Here is a 19,064-nt window from a genome sequence, read left to right on the forward strand (position 1 = left end):
GGGCTATATCCCTGATTAAATCTAGCTTGTAGCATTTTTTGTCCCCACGCCAGCTGCAATGTAAGCTATAAAGTTACTCTAAATTCGTTTGCTTTAGTTTTGTTTTAAAAAGTTTTTCCATTTCTTCTGAAGATAAGTCAGATGAGTAACCAATATCTGAATCTAAATTACTTAACTTTTCAAAAAAACTATTCCAAGCATCTTGATCATTTCTATTAGATAAAAGATACTGTTTTAATTCAGCACGATTCATATTTTTATAGTTGGGTTTCGTCATCAATAAACCTCCAAATACCATTAGCAAAGATTACAATTTGTAATTCTTCATCATTTTCATTTCTAGTTAAAATAAAAATGGTTTTAAAGTTTGAATCATAGCGAAATAAATAAATTTGCTGATAAAGATTTGACAACATTTGGCAAACCCTTACACAGCTTAACGCTTGCTCTATAGTTGGCAATTGTCTTCCTTTATGATTTGAATTTATTTAATTAGATTATAACGAAATCGTAAATAAAAAGACAGCAAGCAAGATGCTTGCACTACTAGAAAAATAGATTTCTCGTACCTCACCAATGACAATTATTCATTATCCATTATCAATTGTCCATTATTGACGTTATGATAAGTAAGGTTAAGGAGTGTTAAGCTTTGGGAATATGGACGAATCAAACAGCATACGTATCCGAGGTGCGAGACAACATAATTTAAAAAATATCGATCTCGAACTACCGCGCGATCGCCTGATTGTCTTTACAGGGGTGTCCGGTTCGGGAAAATCATCTTTAGCGTTTGATACCATCTTCGCTGAGGGACAACGACGGTATGTGGAGTCCCTAAGTGCTTATGCGAGACAGTTTTTGGGACAGTTAGACAAACCCGATGTTGATGCGATCGAAGGGTTGAGTCCCGCTATTTCTATCGACCAAAAATCAACCTCCCATAACCCTCGTTCCACGGTGGGAACAGTAACGGAAATATACGATTATTTACGCTTATTATTTGGTCGCGCTGGTGAACCCCATTGTCCCCACTGCGATCGCTTAATTGCACCCCAAACCATCGATCAAATGTGCGATCGGGTTATGGAACTTCCGGATCGCACAAAATTCCAAATTTTAGCACCTGTAGTTCGAGGTAAAAAAGGTACTCATAAACAACTTTTATCTAGTTTAGTATCCCAAGGATTTGTACGGGTAAGAGTTGATGGACAAGTCAGAGAACTTTCCGATAATATTGAGTTGAAAAAGAATCACTATCACGACATCGAAATAGTTGTTGATCGCCTGATCAAAAAAGAAGGAATAGAAGAAAGATTAGCAGACTCCCTAAGCACTTGTTTAACCCACGCTGAGGGATTAGCAGTAATTGATATTTTAGGAGATGAAGACAATAAAAGCCAGTCAGAAATCATGTTTTCTGAAAACTTCGCTTGTCCCGAACATGGGGCGGTTATGGAAGAATTATCACCCCGTTTATTCTCCTTCAATTCCCCTTATGGTGCTTGTCCTAATTGTCACGGATTAGGCAGTTTGCGGCAATTTTCTCCTGAATTAGTTATCCCTGATCCTAACGCTCCTTTGTACGCTGCGATCGCTCCCTGGTCAGAAAAAGATAATTCTTACTATTTATCATTACTCTACAGTATTGGACAAACCCACGGCTTTGAAATCCAAACTTCTTGGAATAACTTAACCAAAGAACAACAAGACTTATTACTCTATGGAAGCGATGAACCTATCTGGTTTGAAAAAGATTCTCGCTTCGATAGTGGCAAAGGATACTATAAAAACTTTCAAGGCATTTTAGCCATGTTAGATCGTAGTTATAAAGAAACTACCTCAGAAATCATTAAACAAAAGATGGAGAAATATATCGTTGATCAAACCTGCGAAGTTTGCCACGGAAAACGACTCAAACCGGAAGCTTTATCCGTCCGTTTGGGAGAATGTACTATTGACGAATTGACCAGTGTTTCTATTGATAAATGTTTGTACAGAGTAGATAACTTAGAATTAACACCCCGACAAAAAGTAATTGGAGAATTAGCTTTAAAAGAAGTTAGAAATCGCTTACAATTTCTCCTTGATGTTGGCTTAGACTATCTAACCTTAGACCGAGGTACAGCAACCTTATCAGGGGGAGAAGCGCAAAGAATTCGCCTGGCTACCCAAATCGGCTCCGGGTTAACAGGGGTATTATATGTATTAGATGAACCCAGTATCGGCTTGCATCAAAGGGATAATGGAAGGTTACTAAACACACTCAAAAAACTTAGAGATTTAGGTAACACTTTAATTGTCGTTGAACACGACGAAGAAACCATTAGGAATGCCGATTACTTAGTTGATATTGGCCCATTTGCAGGAATACACGGCGGAAAAATTGTCTGTGAAGGGGATTTGCAAACCTTGTTTGAATCTAAACAATCCCTAACAGCAGACTATTTATCGGGTCGAAAAGTAATTAAAACGCCAGGTAAACGTCGCTTAGGAAATGGTAACAAGCTGTGCTTAAAAAATTGCCAGGCCAATAATTTAAAAAACATTGACGCTGAAATCCCATTAGGAAAATTAGTGGCTATTACTGGGGTTTCAGGGTCAGGAAAATCTACTCTGGTTAATGAATTATTGTATCCTTCCCTACAACATCACCTAACCAAAAAAGTTCCTCTACCAAAGCAATTGACTGAGGTTAAAGGACTAGATTCTATTGATAAAGTCATTGTCATTGATCAGTCTCCTATTGGGAGAACTCCTAGATCAAACCCTGCAACTTATACAGGAATTTTTGATAGTATTAGACAGCTTTTTTCTGAAACAGTAGAAGCAAAGGCAAGGGGTTACAAACCAGGGCGTTTTTCTTTCAATGTTAAAGGAGGAAGATGTGAAAATTGTGGAGGACAAGGGGTTAATGTAATCGAGATGAATTTTTTACCTGATGTCTATGTTCAATGTGAAGTTTGTAAGGGTGCAAGATACAATCGAGAAACCCTACAAGTCAAATACAAAAATTATTCCATTGCCGATGTTTTAGACATGACAGTAGAAGAAGCTTTAGGGGTATTTGAAAATATACCAAGGGCAGTCAATCGATTACAAACCCTGGTTGATGTTGGCTTAGGTTATGTTAGATTGGGACAGTCTGCTCCCACTTTATCAGGAGGAGAAGCCCAACGGGTTAAACTAGCATCAGAATTGTCCCGTCGGGCAACAGGAAAAACCCTATATTTAATCGATGAACCCACCACAGGATTATCTTTTTATGACGTTCATCACTTACTAAATGTCCTGCAAAGATTGGTGGACAAGGGCAATTCTATTCTAGTTATCGAACACAATTTAGATGTAATTCGTTGTTCAGATTGGATTATTGACTTGGGACCAGAAGGAGGGGATCAAGGGGGTAATATTGTTACCTATGGAACTCCAGAAGAGGTTGCTAAACATCCCACATCTTACACAGGACAATATTTACGAGAAGTCTTGAAACAATATCCAGTTCAAAAGGAAGAAGATGGTAATTAATTAAAAACTTCCACTTTTTTCTATTCTAAATTATTTAGTTCACTTATTATTTATAATCAACAAAATCTTGTAGGTATTCATAAGGTTTGTTCAATTTTCCATCGATCGCAATAGTGGCATCGTAAATCATCTTACTATCAGACTTTTTCAACTCATCCCAAACCCGATTAATTAACTGCTTTCCGAAGTCTTCTGAAGCATCACGAGGTAACTCATTTGGTAAATTATCCACTGCCATAATATCAATGCTTTGGGGTTGAAAAGGCTTTGTTTCTGCTTCTAAATAAGGATCATAGCCATAAATTGGCTCAGAAATAGTAGATGGTCTAATTGTACAAGGTATTGAAGCATCTGGGGCAATATCGCAGGTTATATCTGCAATTACTTTGATTTTAAAGTCATCTTTTTTTGTATCTTCTTTACTGAAAAAAGCCGGGACTCCTTTCTCCCAGTAAATACCGTTAATCATAATATCACTTACCTGAGTATAAGGAGTAAAAATAGAGTTATATTTTTTAGGACATTCATAATAATTAGACTCATCAAAAACCCTATTATCTTTTCTAGAATACATATTATTCACAGATAATTTTGTATAAACAGGATGGGAAAATTCTTGTTTTAAAAAGTCTTTCGGTGACACTTGTTTGATTTTCATTAAATCTAACACAGTGGCAGCACCATTACTAACCCGTCCATCTCCAGTAATTACTATTTTAAAGTTAGGTAAAGGTAAATTATTATAATAAGTCTTAGCTTCAGCAAAATTATGACATTTGTGCATGGGTTTTAAAGCAAAACTTTGATGACGTTTTCCCCAGGCTAAGATAGCATTGTGCGCCCCCACAACACCAGCCCAATGACCAAAGGCAATCACTCTTTTTCCTTGGGTATTACAAAGACATTCATAATCAATTAACCGTATTTTTTTCTCTAAAATTGTTTGCAAAAGTTTTCGATTGTATGGTTGTTTTTTATGTGTATGGGAGAAAAATAAATAAGTTTTTTGGGGAATTAAAACATCTGTAGGAACTTCTTTAACCCCCAGCAGAATATCACAGCTACTAATATCATTAACTACAGAAATTTCCTTTTCTTGGTACTCTAAATCAGAAAAACAACGTTCCTGACTGGATTGAATAAATATTTCTAAATCTGGGTTTATTTGCCTTAAATATTGACATTGACTCGGAGTTAAAGGAACTCTAGAATCTGGGGGATTTTTTTCTTCTTTAATAAGACCAACTTTCATACACATAAAACGAGTCAGGATAATATAATTATCATGGATATTTTAAAAACTTTCTGAGACAATTTATACTATTTTCCATAAATCCAATCCTCATCCCACGGCGATCCTCCAACTTCTAAACCAGCTAAACAAGTAGTAGCATTTAAGAGGGTTTTGCCTTCATTATTTTCTAATTTTATAGTCAAATCTCCTTGTACAGTATCCCGACAAAGAAACTGCAATCCGTCGGCTGTGGGAACCCTAACGTAAGTCCCTAACCCTTCAGTTTTTCCTTCAATTTTAACTACAAATTTTGTGTTTTTTCCCTGCATAATCCAACTTCCCCAGGGCTTAATATGCCAAGATAATTGACTATTTTCTCTAGTAAATTGATAAAATTTTCCCTGATAGTGTAACCCGATAATCCCTACAGATTCCTGCCAGTTTAATACTTGTCTTATTCCACCAGCAGCGGTTAAAGATAAATCAGATTCTTGTTTAGAACTATTACAATTAATCCAAAACCATTTACTAGGAAAAGAGTGACCCCAGTTTTTTTCACTGTAAGCTGGAGCATTTTTAAATTCGTATATTTTCCCATTCCAATCAATATAACCGCTTGCCCTTCCATGAGCCATCAAAACTTGCCATCCTGGATCAAAAATAGGCAAAAAAGATAGCCATCCAGCCGTTGCTTCTTGAGGTTGCAAACGATTTCCCCAACCATCAATTGGCTGGATATCATAACACCAACGGCAATAATTTTTAGTAACAGGATCTTGAATATAACCCTGATTTAAAGTAGCTGTTGCTTGATAGCCTTCTTTAACTATTTTTTCAAAAATATTTGGTTCAATGATTGTAGTTTCTTGCTCAATTTTTTGCTGTTGCCAATGACATAAAGCTAAGTGTTTATTGCTTGCCCAAAATGTTTTAATATCAGGAAAAATTCGATATAAATAATCTTCATTTGCCCCTAAAATTTGTACGGCACCTCCACTATGGGATTTTCCCCCAATAGGATCATCAATAGAATACATAAAAGCAAAACTTTCATCCCACTGAGGTAAGGTAACCCGATAATACCATCCCTCGAAAAAACGCCTTATACTACCGTCCCAATGATAACCAGAATGGGGTGTTTTCCAAGTTTCATTTATGTCTAAAAGGCAATTATTGATTTTCAATTCTCAATCCTTAGTTGAAGAAGATTTTATAGCTAATTCTAAGATAGCAAGGGGAAGTGCAACAACCCAAAAACTAGCACCGATAATTAATACCATCCAGGAGAAAAAGTCATTTTTAGCAGTTGTCTCATCATTCCAAAATATCCTAAACCACACCAAGAAAACTATTAATGCAATAACCCAATAGCCACCGACGATAATCTTTAGCATAGTACAAATTTCTACGGGCTTTTTATTTCTGCTTATTGTATCGGAAATCTAGAGCAAATCTAATTGCCCTAGCAAATTTTATAAATTTTTTCAAGATAATATTTGAAAATCTAATATAAATGGTAAAAAAGCATCAGAACTACGAGACTTTTACAACTAAGGACATTTAAAATATCCCCCTACTCCTTACGTATAAATACTTAGGTTTTTCCCTCGTCTCATTTTCATCATTACACTGTTCAAGATCTGATAATCTAAGAGGTTTATGGGTTAAAGTTTTGTCTGACATTAGCTAAACCATAATATCTATGGGGATTATTCGTAAGAAGATTTAAGTAAACCTACTATAGTAAACGATGTCCTTTTTCCTGTAAACCGTTATTAATAGATTCAATGAGAACCATTCTGAATGATTATCAAGAAAACAACCTCCCCTCAAAAATTCGTGCTACCGTGTAAAGGTTGAAGAAATGTAACGCACAGTTCTGTGAGGAGTCAGGGTTGGAAAATCCATTGAATCAATAAAATTCCACAGGGTTGAACAACTTACAAAAGACAATATCTATGAACAAAAAATTTTTAACCGGATTAGTAACTGCTGTAATGACCACTATTGGGACTACCACTTTAATCGGTATTTCTCTGCAGGGTTCAGAAGCATCCAACACCAGAGACAAAGTGGACAGAATAGGAGAATTCCTGGGTCTTGAGACTTTTGCGGACAGGGAAAGTTCCAACTTTCAGATGCAAAATGTAGTCAGTTTAGGAGCCCTTACAACAGATACCAGTGGCGAAACAACATCAGAAGAAATTGCCACACTCTATCTCCATCAATGGAACTATCAATTAGCAGTTACCTTGAGAATCCGTCAAATTCCCGTATTGACCTTTTTGGGTTCAAAAGCAGACTTAGCCGCCCTGAAAGAGCAAGGGGACGACGTTGAACCAACTCAAATCAACAGCGAAGCCCTCGAGCGCGCCCAGATTTTCGCTCAACGACTCAATGAACTTCATAACGATAATACCTTTAAAGCAGAAAACCTGACTGTTACCTTAAATAAAGACAAAACCCACAGTATTAAACTCAATTCCGAAGAACTAATCAAACTCGATACAGGAGTTATCTTACCGGATACCACTCGTAACGAAGCCGTAGACGCTCTACAAGCTACCAATCGTATACGTCGAATGATGGGAGATGCCCCTCCATTAACCGCTATTGTTAACCCTTATCAAACCCCCAGCAACGAGTCAGGGTTGGCCACTGTTCGCCCTGTCACCAGTCGCCGTAAAGGGATGGCTTCTTGGTACGGACCAGGATTTCATGGCCGTTTAACCGCCAATGGAGAGCGTTACAACCAAAACGGTTTAACAGCAGCCCACAAGTCCCTACCCTTTGGTACCCAGGTACGGGTAACTAACCTCAGAAATGGTCGTTCTGTTATTGTCCGCATCAACGATCGCGGTCCGTACATTCACGGACGGGTGATAGACTTATCAAAAGGAGCAGCCAACGTCATTGGTTTAGTTAACAGTGGTGTAGCTCCCGTTCAGTTAGAGATTTTGGGACGTTAATCAACAGCAAAACAATGCGTCTGTTTACAACAGTGGCCGGGTTACGAACTTACTTAGCTTCTGTAGGGGACAACCAAACTATCGGGTTGGTCCCTACTATGGGAGCCTTACATCAAGGTCATATTAGCCTTATTCGTCGTGCTGTATCTGAGGTTGATGCAGTGGTGGTGAGCATTTTTGTTAACCCCCTCCAATTTGGCCCCCAGGAAGATTTAGCAACCTATCCTCGTCAACTGGAAACAGACGCTCAACTATGCGAAAATCTGGGGGTGGCCGCCATATTTGCCCCAACCCCAGAAGAAATGGGTATCCGTAGCACTACTGAAGGAAGTACCCAAGTAGCTCCCCCTCCCGAGATGCTCTCGGTTTTATGTGGCCCGTTTCGCCCCGGCCATTTTCAAGGAGTGTCCACCATTGTCACTAAACTGCTTAGTATTGTCAGCCCAGACATCGCCTATTTTGGAGAAAAAGACGCTCAACAACTGGCTATCATTCGCCACCTAGTTAAAGATTTGAATTTACCAGTGGTGATCAAAGGGTGTCCCATTATTCGAGAACCCTCCGGACTGGCCTATAGCTCCCGAAATAAATACCTAACAGAAGAGCAAAAAAAAGAAGCCATCGCTCTCCATCGAGGGTTGCAGTGGGCTAAACAGGCTTTTGTTGCTGGAGAAAGGCAAACAAAAGCCATAATTACTGGTGTTCAAGAACAATTAAAGCCTAATTCCTCTATCAGAGTCCAATATATCGAGTGCGTTAATCCTCAAACCTTACAACCTTTAGATACTATCCAAGAGGCAGGGTTATTAGCGATCGCAGCCTATGTGGGATCGACTCGACTAATAGACAACATAACCTTGAGAGAGAGAAAACCCATCATTGCTATTGATGGTCCTGCAGGTGCTGGAAAGTCCACCGTTACCCGTAAAGTGGCTAAGACCCTAAATTTAACCTATTTAGACACGGGAGCTATGTATCGAGGTATGGCTTGGCTGGTGTTAAACTCAGAAATAGCAGTGGAAGATGAAAGTGCGATCGCCGAATTAGTCTCTCAAGCTACCCTAGAATTCATCCCATCCAGTAATGAGCAACCTCCTCAGATCATCGTCAACGGGGAAAACGTTACTCAATTCATTCGTACCCCTCAAGTTACTGCTCTAGTATCCCCCATTTCCGCTTATGCTGCGGTTCGCAGTAAATTACTAGCTTATCAACAAGAATTAGGCAAATTAGGGGGAATCGTAGCAGAAGGGCGGGATATTGGCACTAATGTTTTTCCATCTGCGGATGTTAAAATTTTCTTGACGGCCTCTGTTCAAGAACGAGCAAGACGACGCTTAAAGGATTTTCAAGCGCAAGGAGAAGATAATATAGATATTCAGCAACTAGAAAAAGATATTCAACAAAGAGATTATGGAGACACTCATCGAACCATAGCTCCTCTGAAAAAAGCCACCGATGCGATCGAACTTAATACCGATGGTTTAACCATAGAAGAGGTAATCAATAAAATTATTCATCTCGTTAATCTGAGTGAACAGAGCTAATTTTAACCTTTGCATCCGTAAATGAGTAACCTGACTTCAGTATTAGGAGTTAGGAATTAAGTTTTTTCACCACTATAAAAACAGGAATTCATGCTTAGTCTTTCGATTATTATTCCTACTCTCAATGAACAGAAGTGCTTAGGAAAAACTCTATCTTCTCTAAATTCCTTGGAACCCTCTCCTACGGAAATTATTGTTGTCGATGGTGGTAGTGAAGACGACACACTTGCGATCGCTAATAACTACAATGTAACTCTGGTCAATTCTCCCACAAAGGGTCGTGCCGTTCAAATGAATCACGGTGCTAAGTTGGCGAAAGGTGATTGTTTATGCTTTGTCCATGCTGATACTTTAGTGCCGAATGATTTAGTAACTGCGATCGAAAAAACCTTAGAGAATCAGTACATAGCTGGTGGTGGTTTCGTTTCTTTAATGAAAGGTTGTAAAACCACCCGATGGGGAACATCTCTACACAATTATCTGAAAACTTATTACGCTCCTTTATTATTTCATCCTTATCTCTTTTTTTTCAAAGGTTTAAGATTGTTATTCGGAGATCAAGTTATGTTTTGTCGTCGCAGTAATTTCTGGAAATGCGGGGGTTTTGATCCTAATCTTCCCATTATGGAAGACGCTGATTTATGTCTGAGGTTAGTTTATTATGGACGCATCTACTTAGTTAACCGCATGGTGGAGTCTTCTGATCGCCGTGTTGCTCAGTGGGGACCATTTAAAGCTAATCTTATTTATCTTTGGATAGGGATTCTTTGGGGTTTAGGAGTTAGCGCAGATTATCTCAAACAATTCTATGCCGATATTCGTTAATTTCTTCATATTTTTTGATAATTAAGCAAAAACTAATTACTTAATTATGAAACTTTTTTACTCTTTGAAATGGAACTTACTAAACTGGATTATTACACTCAGATTTCCCTGTGTAAATCATATTTCCACTGAAGAATTAGTCACTTTGCTTGAAGATAAAAACAGAGAATCTCCTTTACTGTTAGACGCTCGAACTCCCTTAGAATACGCTGTTAGTCATCTAAAAGGAGCTTATTTTCTTCCTCATGATGTATCTAAAATCGAACCTTTTGTTGAAGTTCCTTTATCTACAACAATTATTACCTATTGTTCCGTAGGTTATCGTTCTGCAATTCTAGCTCAGCGATTGCAAAAAATGGGTTACGAAAAAGTATTTAATCTTCAAGGTTCTCTCTTCTTTTGGTTTAGTGAAAATCGTCCTATTTTTTGTGAACAAGAAGTTGTCCCGTTTATTCACCGATTTGATTTATTTTGGTCTTTTTGGCTCTAAACAATAATTTATAGCAGTTCCCATACTTGTGAGGTACAAATTTTTCTAGTTTTAGGAGTCAGGAGTTCCTCACTCCGTTCCGGCGCTATCGCACAGGAGTCAGGAGTCAGGAGTTATAACCTAAATATTGGGTGTACCTCATGAGTGTTAGAAACGCTATATCATTATCAAAGTATTGGAATTAATCTGGATTTTAATAATACTTTTTATCTAAACTATTCATTTTTTTTCAGGAATAATTTAGCCATAAAAAAACTAGCAATAGTTTTACCGTCTATAATTTCACCTGATACAATAGCTTGTTCAAATTCCTCAAAACTCATTAATACAACTTCAATATCTTCGTCATCATCTTGTTGGGGTGGTTGCTCTAATTTTTCTAATTCCCGAGCTAAAAAAGCATAAATGTATTCATCGGAATAACCGGGAGCTAGGGGAAATTCTCCTAAATAGTTCCATTTTTTTGCTTCGTAACCCGTCTCTTCTTGTATTTCTCTCTTAATGGTAATAGAAGCTTCTTCATTAACTTCTAAGGTTCCGGCAGGAAACTCAAAAATTCTTTTCTCCACCGCAAAACGATACTGTTTAACTAATACCAATTGACCATCTTTTGTAATAGGAACTGCTAAAGCACCCCCAGGATGACGAATACACTCCCAGTTTCCTTCTACTCCATTGGGTAAGCGTAATTTATTAACATCAAAATTGAATTTTCGGCCTCGATAAAAGAGATTTTGTTCTAAATAAGTTGGCGATTCTTTTTCTGTTGACATAAACTCAGTTAATTAATTTTTTAACCCCTTCACAGTTTAACCTGTTACGGTGTTCTTGGATCGTTTTTTTGCTAACGGGATGAACCCACCCTGTGGCAATTTCGTTTAGAGGAAATAATACAAACGCTCTTTCTAACATCCGAGGATGAGGTATTTCTAAACTGGGAGTATTCAAAACTAAATCGTCATACAGTAATAAGTCTAAGTCTAGGGTTCTTGGTCCCCATTTTTCCCGACGAACACGCCCAAATTTCTGCTCTATAGCAAGTAAAGTTTGTAATAGGTTTTCAGGGGTTAAACTAGTTTTTAAAGTAGCACAACTATTCAAATAATCGGGTTGAGGTGGTCCAATGGGAGTGGTTTGATAACAGGAAGAATGGGATATTAATTCAATGGAAGGATGCTGAGATAACAAGGTTATTGTTGTCTCTAGAATGTTTAATGAGTCTCCTAAATTACTTCCTAATGCGATCGCACATTGTCTCATCGTTTTTTATTATCTGTTTTCATAAGTATAACAACCCTCAAGAATTAACTTAAATTTCTGGTTTAATTTATTTAGTAATTTGATAATTTCTAATTATTGATTGTAAAAAAATCCAAAACTAGATCACATTAATTTTACCTTTTCTTGAGAACATACTTTTTTGAAATGATTCAAATTTTTACTAATTGTCAACTCGTTTCATTCTCCGAAAGGAAAATTTCGCCCAACCATCTTCCAACAATGTATAAAGCACAGGAACCACAATTAAACTCAACACAGAAGATGTTATCAAACCACCAATGATAGCAACAGCCATCGGTTGTCTCAACTCCGCACCTGCACCTAAACCAACTGCTATGGGAAGCATTCCCAATATAGTTGATGCAGTGGTCATAATAATCGGGCGTAGCCTAATTTCTCCTGTCTTTAGTATAGCATTGTGGCGACTCATTCCCTGTTGTCTCAATTGGTTGGTATAATCCATTAATAAAATTGCATTTTTGTCCAGTAATCCCAACAGAAAGATCAACCCAATTAAAGATATCATCCCAAAATCACTTTGAGTAATTAACAAGGCAAACATCGCCCCTACGATGGACAAAGGTAAGGATAAAAGTACCACAATAGACTCTAAAAAGCGACCAAAGGTTACATACAAAATAACCATCATACAAAGGATGGCAAAAAATAAGGCAATGGCGAATTCTTTAAAAATACTCTGTACTTGCGCTGATGCACCTTGAATATCGAAAGTAACGTCATTAGGTAATATCTCTTCTGCAATTTCTATTACTTTCTTAGTAACATCTCCTAACCCAATTCCTGCGGATAAATTCGCTGTTATATAAATAACTCTTCGTTGTTGGAAATGCTCAATAGACGAGTTTTCTGTGTTGGATGATAATTTAATATCCACCAGTCCCGATATATTTTCTAAGCGATTTTTTAACCCATTGGCTGCTTCTCTTAAACTCTCTATGTTGTTGCTCAATAAAGCAATTTTAAAGGGACTATCATCGCCAGTTTCAATAAATAAAATATCTTCTACACTGACACTTCCCCCCTTTAGTTTTGGTAATTTTTCTCTGACTTGCTCTTGAATTTGGCTAGTGGTTAAACTGCGATCATCCTTGAGTTGAACATATATTCTACCCTTAAGGGGATTACCTTGATAACCTGCAATTGTATAAGCTGATTTAACGTTAACATCTTCTAAAATCAGCCCTTCTAGCTTGCTGCCAACCCGAGAATTTCTACTTAATAAAAACCGTTCGGGGGAGTCCATTAACCCTTGAAATAAAGAAGGTTCGGTACTTTCTTGAGGAACTTTTAACCGACTAGGAACCTTAGGATTAGGTAAAGTATAAATAACATTAAATTCCCCCCTATCTAGTTTAGGAACAAACCCTTGAGGGATAAAGGGAATTAAACCCAATCCTACAATAAAACTTACCAAAGCAATTCCAATAACTGCTTTTCGATGATATAAAGACCAATTTAAAATCTTTTTATAAATGGGAGTGAGTATAAAAACTTTCTGTTTATTTTCCGTATTTCTTCTTCTCGGTTTAATCCAATACATAGCTAAAACAGGGGACAATGTTCGCGCTACTAATAAAGAAATTAAAACCGCCGCTGCTACCGTCATACCAAAAGGTTTAAAAAATTGTCCTAAGTTACCCCCGATAAATGCAATAGGAAGAAACACTGCTGCTAAACTGAGGGTAGAAGCAGTCACTGTTAAACCTAATTCATCTGTCCCTTTAATAGCCGCTTCTTTTGGACTCATTCCTTCATCGATATGACGAGAAATATTCTCCACATCCACAATAGCATCATCAACAATAATGCCGATTACTAATGCTAAACCCAATAATGTAATGGTTTCTAAATTAAACCCTGCAACTGCCATAACAATAAAAGTTCCTAACAAAGACATAGGAATAGCTAAAGCAGTGATTAAAGTAGCCTGAATGTTTCTTAAAAAAGGAAAAATAACTAAAACTGCCAGAAAAATTGCCCCTATTAACGCTTCTATTGTGGACTTACTTGCCTCTTTAATATAGTTAGCTTGGGTTTCTGCAATCACTAACCTAATATCTGGTAATTCTTCTCTCAATTTTGTTATTTGTTCTTCTACTGATGCCACCACATCTAATGTATTGCCGTCAGCTTTTTTAATAACTTGAATCGCTAAAACATCCTCTTGATTCAAACGAGTTAGAGTTGGCGGATTAGTGGGTAAACTATTATCATTTTCTCCATCTCTCAAAGAACTATCTCCTAATAAATCAACCCGTCTCACTCCAGGAACTGTCTCGAGAGCAGGGATAATTTTTTCTTGGGTAATAGATGCTAAAATGTCTACTGGTTGAGTATCGCTGGAAATAGCATAGGTCACTGCCACAGACTCATTCAGGTTGAGTGGGGTAACCTCTATGGAAGCAGCAGGGGGTAAAGTAGCTTTTTCGAGAGCATTTTTGACGGTTTCGGTGGCTTCATCCAAATCCAAACCCGCAGCAAAAGCTACATTAATAATACTCTGCCCGGCATAGGTGGAGGAAAACAGTTCCGCATTTTCTAGCGATCGTAACGAGGTTTCTAAAGGGTTAGTTAACTTTTCTTCAGTGTCGATAGTGGTTTCCAAAGGGGCAGTTCCCTGCACAATTACCACTGGAAAAGGAATTTCAGGAAATAAGGCGTACTTAAGGGAACTGAAAGCAAACATTCCTGCTACTGCCACTACGATGGCGACAAATACAGTCAGTTTTGCGTATTTTATGGCCACACGGGATATATTCAGATGTTCTCGCCAAGATGGGTTCATAAACAGTTGTCTTACTCACACCTTTTCTACGGTTATACCAAGATTAGCTGAAAACTAATCTTAAAAAAGTCTTCAGCTTATTGGATCAATGACGTAATTTCTTTAGGCTTTAATTTTCCCAAAGAATTTCCTCCAGTACCCCCTGAGAGCAATTTTCCCCGTAACGGGTTAGGGTTCTTCTGGCTGCATTATCCCCATTCTTATACTGAGTGTAAAGGGTTGCAAACGCTTCAGTAGAGTATTTTTGTTTTAAGGTATTGACAGTACAGTTACAAATCTGATTTGCTTCTGTTTCAGTTAAACCTATCTTTTTAGCCTCGGGGACACAATTATTGTTGTAAAATTGTGTAAACGGGTTAGCGGCATTGGCCCCCTGAGCCAATAAGACACCATTAAATCCCAACAATATCATCGTCCCGACTAGCAGTTTGTAAGTTTTATTCATAGGATGTTTTAGGCGCAAAGTATTGAACGAAAGGTTTTTATTATTTACACGCCTCACCTCCATCCTTAGTCTATACTCCCCTTTTGATTGATAGTAAGAGTGCTTATGTCAGTTTTTTCTACTGCACAACTCAGTTTGATTCATAGAATTACTGTTACGTTTCTTCAGAAAAATTTAGGTTTTGTCTCAGTTTACCTCTTGTTATGGTCAAGTCATATTTGTTATACTTTTAAGGATGTACGAGCGGCGGCATAGCCAAGTGGTAAGGCAGGGGTCTGCAAAATCCTTATCCCCAGTTCGAATCTGGGTGCCGCCTTTAACTTATAGGGAAATAGTAGACCTGAGTGTGTGAAAATGTCTGACAAAATCCCATAATGCGACCTGCTCAAAATAAAGATTTTAGGTTGGATACTTCCCCTAGCCAAAAAAATCTGTTAAGATAAGTTAAGAGTACAACAGGGGCAAACAAGTATCCCAAACACTTTTTTAGCTAAAAAGCTATACTCAAGGATTTGCTTGGTTTTGCGCCCTAGTGGAAGACAAGGGGTAAAACCAGATAATACATGGGCAACAAGCCAACTATTGCTATATCTCACCTCGGTTGTGAGAAAAACCGTATAGATTCAGAACATATGCTAGGCTTACTAGCAAAGGGAGGATACTCCATCGACGCTAATGAAGAGTTAGCCGACTACGTTATTGTGAACACCTGTAGCTTTATCCAAGAAGCCAGGCAGGAGTCAGTACGCACATTAGTCGAATTAGCCGAAGCTAATAAAAAAATCATCATCTCCGGTTGCATGGCGCAACACTTCCAGGAGGAGTTATTAGAGGAGTTACCCGAAGCAGTCGCCTTAGTAGGAACAGGAGACTATCAAAAAATCGTAGAAGTTATTGAACGGGTTGAAACAGGGGAAAGGGTTACAGAAGTTTCTCAGAACCCTACTTACGTTGCCGATGAAACAACACCCCGTTATCGCACTACCAACGAAGCTATTGCCTACCTTCGGGTAGCAGAAGGGTGTGATTACCGTTGTGCTTTTTGCATTATCCCCCATCTAAGGGGCAACCAGCGATCTCGTTCTATAGAGTCTATCGTAACCGAAGCCCAACAGTTAGCCGAACAAGGGGTAAAAGAGATTATTCTCATCTCTCAAATCACCACAAACTATGGCTTAGATCTTTACGGGAAACCGAAACTAGCAGAACTGCTGAGGGAATTAGGGAAAGTAGATGTGCCTTGGATTCGCATTCATTACGCCTATCCCACAGGATTAACCGAGGAAGTAATCTCTGCTATCCAAGAAACCCCCAACATACTACCCTATTTGGATCTACCCCTGCAACATTCCCATCCAGCTATTTTAAAAGCCATGAATCGTCCCTGGCAGGGACAGGTAAACGACAACATCATTGAAAAACTCAAAAAGTCAATTCCCAATGGCACTTTGCGAACCACTTTTATCGTAGGATTTCCTGGAGAAACAGACGAACATTTTGAGCATTTAATAAATTTTGTTCAGCGACATCAATTCGACCATGTAGGAGTTTTTACCTTTTCTCCTGAAGAGGAAACCACTGCTTATCAAATGTCTGATCAAATACCAACAGAAATTGCTCAAGAAAGACGTAACTATTTAATGGAAATTCAACAGCCTATTTCTGCTCAGAAAAATCAAAATTGTGTTGGAAAAACAGTCGAGGTATTAATCGAACAAGAAAATCCTAAAAACCAAGAATACATTGGACGTTCTATACGCTTTTCCCCTGAAGTAGATGGAGTAGTTTATGTCCGAGGAGAAAGCCAATTAAACCAGATCATTCCTGTGAAAATTACTGATGCTGATATTTACGATCTCTATGGAGAAGTTACATAAACCAGAACATTAAATTCCGTACACCTGTAGTGGAAACTAACAGAAACTTATGGTAACATAAGTAACAATAATAAGCAGTTTTAAGAACCACTATAAAAAAATTAGCTGCAATCCATTCTAAAGCTTAATCTATAGTCAACCTACCCAGAAAATCGACCTTATGACCATTTCCTTTGAGAACTTAGGATTATCCGAAACCCGAGTTAATAAGCTAGAAAGCCTCGGATTTGAAAACCCCACCGAGATTCAAGAAAAAGCAATTCCCCTGATATTAGACGGTCATGATATTTTAGGACAGTCCCAAACAGGAACAGGAAAAACTGCTGCGTATTCCTTACCTATACTTGAACAAATCGATACTAAGAATCCCAATGTTCAAGCATTGATATTGACTCCAACCCGTGAACTTGCTCAGCAGGTTGCCGAGGCATTAAAAGATTTTTCAACAGAACGTCGGCTTTATATACTAACAGTTTACGGTGGTCAATCCATTGAAAGACAAATCCGTAGTTTGGAAAGAGGAGTGCAAATTGTTGTTGGAACTCCAGGACGAGTTATTGACCTATTAGAACGGAAAAAATTAATCCTTGACTCATTAAATTGGGCTGTTCTCGATGAAGCAGACGAGATGTTGAGCATGGGATTCATCGATGATGTCAAAACAATTTTAAGAAAAACCCCTGAAGGTCGTAACACTGCTTGTTTTTCTGCAACTATGCCCAGAGAAATACGGGACTTAGTTAATCAGTTTCTTAAGTCTCCTGTAACAGTATCCGTAGAACGTACCCAAGCAGCCCCAACACGAATCGATCAGCACCTTTATATGGTTCCTCGGGGATGGTCGAAACGTAAAGCAATACAGCCAATCCTAGAAATGGAAGATCCTGAGTCAGCCATTATCTTCGTTCGCACCAAACAAACAGCCTCAGAATTGACTGCCAAACTGCAGGAGATTGGTCATAGTGTAGATGAATATCATGGGAACCTCTCTCAGTCCCAACGAGAAAGATTAGTCTATCGCTTTCGGGATGGGAAAATCAAATTAGTAGTAGCAACCGATATTGCAGCTCGAGGTTTGGACGTAGAAAACCTCAGCCATGTCATCAATTACGACCTACCCGACAACAGCGAAACCTACATTCACCGTATTGGTCGTACAGGCCGGGCCGGTAAAACAGGCACCGCCATTTCCCTAATAGAACCAGTAGATCGCCGTATGGTAAGGCAAATTGAGCGTAAACTGCGGCAAAAACTTGAAACTTGCAAAATTCCCAGTCGTTCTCAAGTAGAAGCAAAACGCTTAGAAAAACTGCAAAATCAAATCAAAGATTCCCTGGCAGGAGAACGAATGGCCTCATTTTTACCTCTGGTACGGGAATTGAGTGCCGAGTATGACCCCCAAGCGATCGCAGCAGCAGCTCTACAGATGATTTACGACCAAGACTGTCCCGAGTGGATGAAAGTAGATTGGGACGTACCCGATTCTAATGTTCCTAAACCAATTATCAAGCGCAAAGGAAAATACAACTCCAAGCACAATAATCATCCCAACCGAGGTAATCGCAAGACCGTTAGTCATCACCCAAGTCGTTAGCAACCAAAATAGACTTAATACTATGGCTCCTATTCAGTGAATAGGAGCCTTGCTTTTTGTTTATCAGACTGTCATTCTTTTCAAAAAAAAATATAATTTTAACGTTCAATAGAAGAGAGAAGCCAGAAAAATTTAATTTTTTAAAAAATAGAAATTAAATAAACTAAAAATAGGAACGATTGCTGACAGTAATTATTAGGAAGTTTTGAGAATTATGAAAAAACTCATACAGTCCTTGTCTATTTTTGGGACCGTAGGATTAGCTATGACCATCCTCATGGGAAATCGACCTGCAAACGCTTTAAGTTTTAGCTTTTCTCACTCAGGATGGGCAGGAGGAGGAGTCGTAACAGGAACATTCTCAGGAGAAGACAAAAATGGGGACAATCGAATTATATTTGATCGTAACCCCGACGTGACATCCTCCCACGCTAACTGCTAAGAGCAGTATAGCGTGGGCTTCCCAAC

17 protein-coding genes and 1 tRNA gene are annotated in these 19,064 nt (G+C 38.3%); 9 read left to right on the forward strand and 9 right to left on the reverse strand.

Going from position 1 to position 19,064, the window contains the following annotated elements; all coding sequences use genetic code 11:
- Positions 1–73 precede the first annotated feature (73 nt).
- Together P9B04_RS23540 and P9B04_RS23545 are read right to left on the reverse strand one after the other, a co-directional pair.
- Positions 74–277, reverse strand: a complete 204-nt coding sequence (locus P9B04_RS23540) for a DUF6887 family protein (RefSeq protein ID WP_342057389.1) — start codon at positions 275–277, stop codon at positions 74–76.
- The gene (locus P9B04_RS23545) at positions 258–461 is read right to left on the reverse strand and encodes a DUF6888 family protein (protein WP_446718038.1); all 204 of its coding nucleotides are present in this window, start codon (positions 459–461) and stop codon (positions 258–260) included. Before P9B04_RS23545 ends, P9B04_RS23540 begins: the two co-directional genes overlap by 20 nt.
- Before the next feature lie 199 nt (positions 462–660).
- Here P9B04_RS23545 and uvrA point away from each other — a divergent pair, with 199 nt between their 5' ends.
- Positions 661–3,528: an excinuclease ABC subunit UvrA gene (gene uvrA, locus P9B04_RS23550; protein ID WP_342057391.1), complete on the forward strand. Its 2,868-nt coding sequence runs from the start codon at positions 661–663 to the stop codon at positions 3,526–3,528.
- A 46-nt stretch (positions 3,529–3,574) separates the two neighbouring features.
- Here uvrA and P9B04_RS23555 read toward each other — a convergent pair whose 3' ends face one another.
- The 3 genes from P9B04_RS23555 to P9B04_RS23565 all read right to left on the reverse strand — a co-directional run bounded on the left by P9B04_RS23555 (position 3,575) and on the right by P9B04_RS23565 (position 6,156).
- Positions 3,575–4,780 (reverse strand): NAD(P)-dependent oxidoreductase, encoded by a 1,206-nt coding sequence (locus P9B04_RS23555; RefSeq protein ID WP_342057392.1) that lies wholly within the window; start codon positions 4,778–4,780, stop codon positions 3,575–3,577.
- Positions 4,781–4,848: 68 nt separating this feature from the next.
- Complete coding sequence (locus P9B04_RS23560; RefSeq protein ID WP_342057393.1) at positions 4,849–5,946, reverse strand: tocopherol cyclase family protein; 1,098 nt, start codon at positions 5,944–5,946, stop codon at positions 4,849–4,851.
- 3 nt (positions 5,947–5,949) lie between these two features.
- Positions 5,950–6,156, reverse strand: coding sequence for a hypothetical protein (locus P9B04_RS23565; RefSeq protein WP_342057394.1), 207 nt, complete (start codon positions 6,154–6,156; stop codon positions 5,950–5,952).
- A 564-nt stretch (positions 6,157–6,720) separates the two neighbouring features.
- Between P9B04_RS23565 and P9B04_RS23570 the strand changes: the two genes are divergently transcribed.
- The 4 genes from P9B04_RS23570 to P9B04_RS23585 all read left to right on the forward strand — a co-directional run bounded on the left by P9B04_RS23570 (position 6,721) and on the right by P9B04_RS23585 (position 10,593).
- Entirely contained in the window at positions 6,721–7,731 is a 1,011-nt protein-coding gene (locus P9B04_RS23570; RefSeq protein ID WP_342057395.1) for a septal ring lytic transglycosylase RlpA family protein, read from the forward strand.
- A gap of 14 nt (positions 7,732–7,745) precedes the next feature.
- Positions 7,746–9,278 carry a bifunctional pantoate--beta-alanine ligase/(d)CMP kinase gene (locus P9B04_RS23575; protein WP_342057396.1) on the forward strand — a complete coding sequence of 511 codons (1,533 nt, stop codon included), beginning with the start codon at positions 7,746–7,748 and terminating at the stop codon, positions 9,276–9,278.
- Between the two features lie 90 nt (positions 9,279–9,368).
- On the forward strand, positions 9,369–10,103 hold the full coding sequence (locus P9B04_RS23580) for a TIGR04283 family arsenosugar biosynthesis glycosyltransferase (protein ID WP_342057397.1): 735 nt from the start codon (positions 9,369–9,371) through the stop codon (positions 10,101–10,103).
- Between the two features lie 46 nt (positions 10,104–10,149).
- Complete coding sequence (locus P9B04_RS23585) at positions 10,150–10,593, forward strand: rhodanese-like domain-containing protein (protein ID WP_342057398.1); 444 nt, start codon at positions 10,150–10,152, stop codon at positions 10,591–10,593.
- A 215-nt stretch (positions 10,594–10,808) separates the two neighbouring features.
- Here P9B04_RS23585 and P9B04_RS23590 read toward each other — a convergent pair whose 3' ends face one another.
- The 4 genes from P9B04_RS23590 to P9B04_RS23605 all read right to left on the reverse strand — a co-directional run bounded on the left by P9B04_RS23590 (position 10,809) and on the right by P9B04_RS23605 (position 15,125).
- The gene (locus P9B04_RS23590) at positions 10,809–11,366 is read right to left on the reverse strand and encodes an NUDIX hydrolase (RefSeq protein ID WP_342057399.1); all 558 of its coding nucleotides are present in this window, start codon (positions 11,364–11,366) and stop codon (positions 10,809–10,811) included.
- Positions 11,367–11,370: 4 nt separating this feature from the next.
- A complete protein-coding gene (gene folK, locus P9B04_RS23595) occupies positions 11,371–11,853 on the reverse strand; it encodes a 2-amino-4-hydroxy-6-hydroxymethyldihydropteridine diphosphokinase (protein WP_342057400.1) in 483 nt (160 codons plus the stop codon).
- 181 nt (positions 11,854–12,034) lie between these two features.
- Complete coding sequence (locus P9B04_RS23600; RefSeq protein ID WP_342057401.1) at positions 12,035–14,680, reverse strand: efflux RND transporter permease subunit; 2,646 nt, start codon at positions 14,678–14,680, stop codon at positions 12,035–12,037.
- Between the two features lie 109 nt (positions 14,681–14,789).
- The gene (locus tag P9B04_RS23605; RefSeq protein WP_342057402.1) at positions 14,790–15,125 is read right to left on the reverse strand and encodes a hypothetical protein; all 336 of its coding nucleotides are present in this window, start codon (positions 15,123–15,125) and stop codon (positions 14,790–14,792) included.
- A 245-nt stretch (positions 15,126–15,370) separates the two neighbouring features.
- On the opposite strand from P9B04_RS23605, the gene P9B04_RS23610 reads away from it, so the two are divergent.
- From P9B04_RS23610 to P9B04_RS23625, 4 genes are all read left to right on the forward strand, one after another.
- Positions 15,371–15,441, forward strand: a tRNA-Cys gene (locus P9B04_RS23610).
- A 247-nt stretch (positions 15,442–15,688) separates the two neighbouring features.
- Positions 15,689–17,002 carry a 30S ribosomal protein S12 methylthiotransferase RimO gene (gene rimO, locus P9B04_RS23615; protein WP_342057403.1) on the forward strand — a complete coding sequence of 438 codons (1,314 nt, stop codon included), beginning with the start codon at positions 15,689–15,691 and terminating at the stop codon, positions 17,000–17,002.
- A 160-nt stretch (positions 17,003–17,162) separates the two neighbouring features.
- Complete coding sequence (locus P9B04_RS23620) at positions 17,163–18,596, forward strand: DEAD/DEAH box helicase (protein WP_342057404.1); 1,434 nt, start codon at positions 17,163–17,165, stop codon at positions 18,594–18,596.
- 214 nt (positions 18,597–18,810) lie between these two features.
- Positions 18,811–19,038: a hypothetical protein gene (locus tag P9B04_RS23625; protein WP_342057405.1), complete on the forward strand. Its 228-nt coding sequence runs from the start codon at positions 18,811–18,813 to the stop codon at positions 19,036–19,038.
- The last annotated feature ends 26 nt before the right edge of the window (positions 19,039–19,064 follow it).

This window comes from Crocosphaera sp. Alani8 (assembly GCF_038442745.1).
Lineage (GTDB): Bacteria > Cyanobacteriota > Cyanobacteriia > Cyanobacteriales > Microcystaceae > Crocosphaera.

Coding starts and splice junctions, on each gene's coding strand:
- P9B04_RS23540 (WP_342057389.1), bottom strand. CDS start 277: ATGACGAAACCCAACTATAAAAATATGAATCGTGCTGAATTAAAACAG.
- uvrA (WP_342057391.1), top strand. CDS start 661: ATGGACGAATCAAACAGCATACGTATCCGAGGTGCGAGACAACATAAT.
- P9B04_RS23555 (WP_342057392.1), bottom strand. CDS start 4,780: ATGAAAGTTGGTCTTATTAAAGAAGAAAAAAATCCCCCAGATTCTAGA.
- P9B04_RS23565 (WP_342057394.1), bottom strand. CDS start 6,156: ATGCTAAAGATTATCGTCGGTGGCTATTGGGTTATTGCATTAATAGTT.
- P9B04_RS23570 (WP_342057395.1), top strand. CDS start 6,721: ATGAACAAAAAATTTTTAACCGGATTAGTAACTGCTGTAATGACCACT.
- P9B04_RS23575 (WP_342057396.1), top strand. CDS start 7,746: ATGCGTCTGTTTACAACAGTGGCCGGGTTACGAACTTACTTAGCTTCT.
- P9B04_RS23580 (WP_342057397.1), top strand. CDS start 9,369: ATGCTTAGTCTTTCGATTATTATTCCTACTCTCAATGAACAGAAGTGC.
- P9B04_RS23585 (WP_342057398.1), top strand. CDS start 10,150: ATGAAACTTTTTTACTCTTTGAAATGGAACTTACTAAACTGGATTATT.
- P9B04_RS23590 (WP_342057399.1), bottom strand. CDS start 11,366: ATGTCAACAGAAAAAGAATCGCCAACTTATTTAGAACAAAATCTCTTT.
- folK (WP_342057400.1), bottom strand. CDS start 11,853: ATGAGACAATGTGCGATCGCATTAGGAAGTAATTTAGGAGACTCATTA.
- P9B04_RS23600 (WP_342057401.1), bottom strand. CDS start 14,680: ATGAACCCATCTTGGCGAGAACATCTGAATATATCCCGTGTGGCCATA.
- P9B04_RS23605 (WP_342057402.1), bottom strand. CDS start 15,125: ATGAATAAAACTTACAAACTGCTAGTCGGGACGATGATATTGTTGGGA.
- rimO (WP_342057403.1), top strand. CDS start 15,689: ATGGGCAACAAGCCAACTATTGCTATATCTCACCTCGGTTGTGAGAAA.
- P9B04_RS23620 (WP_342057404.1), top strand. CDS start 17,163: ATGACCATTTCCTTTGAGAACTTAGGATTATCCGAAACCCGAGTTAAT.
- P9B04_RS23625 (WP_342057405.1), top strand. CDS start 18,811: ATGAAAAAACTCATACAGTCCTTGTCTATTTTTGGGACCGTAGGATTA.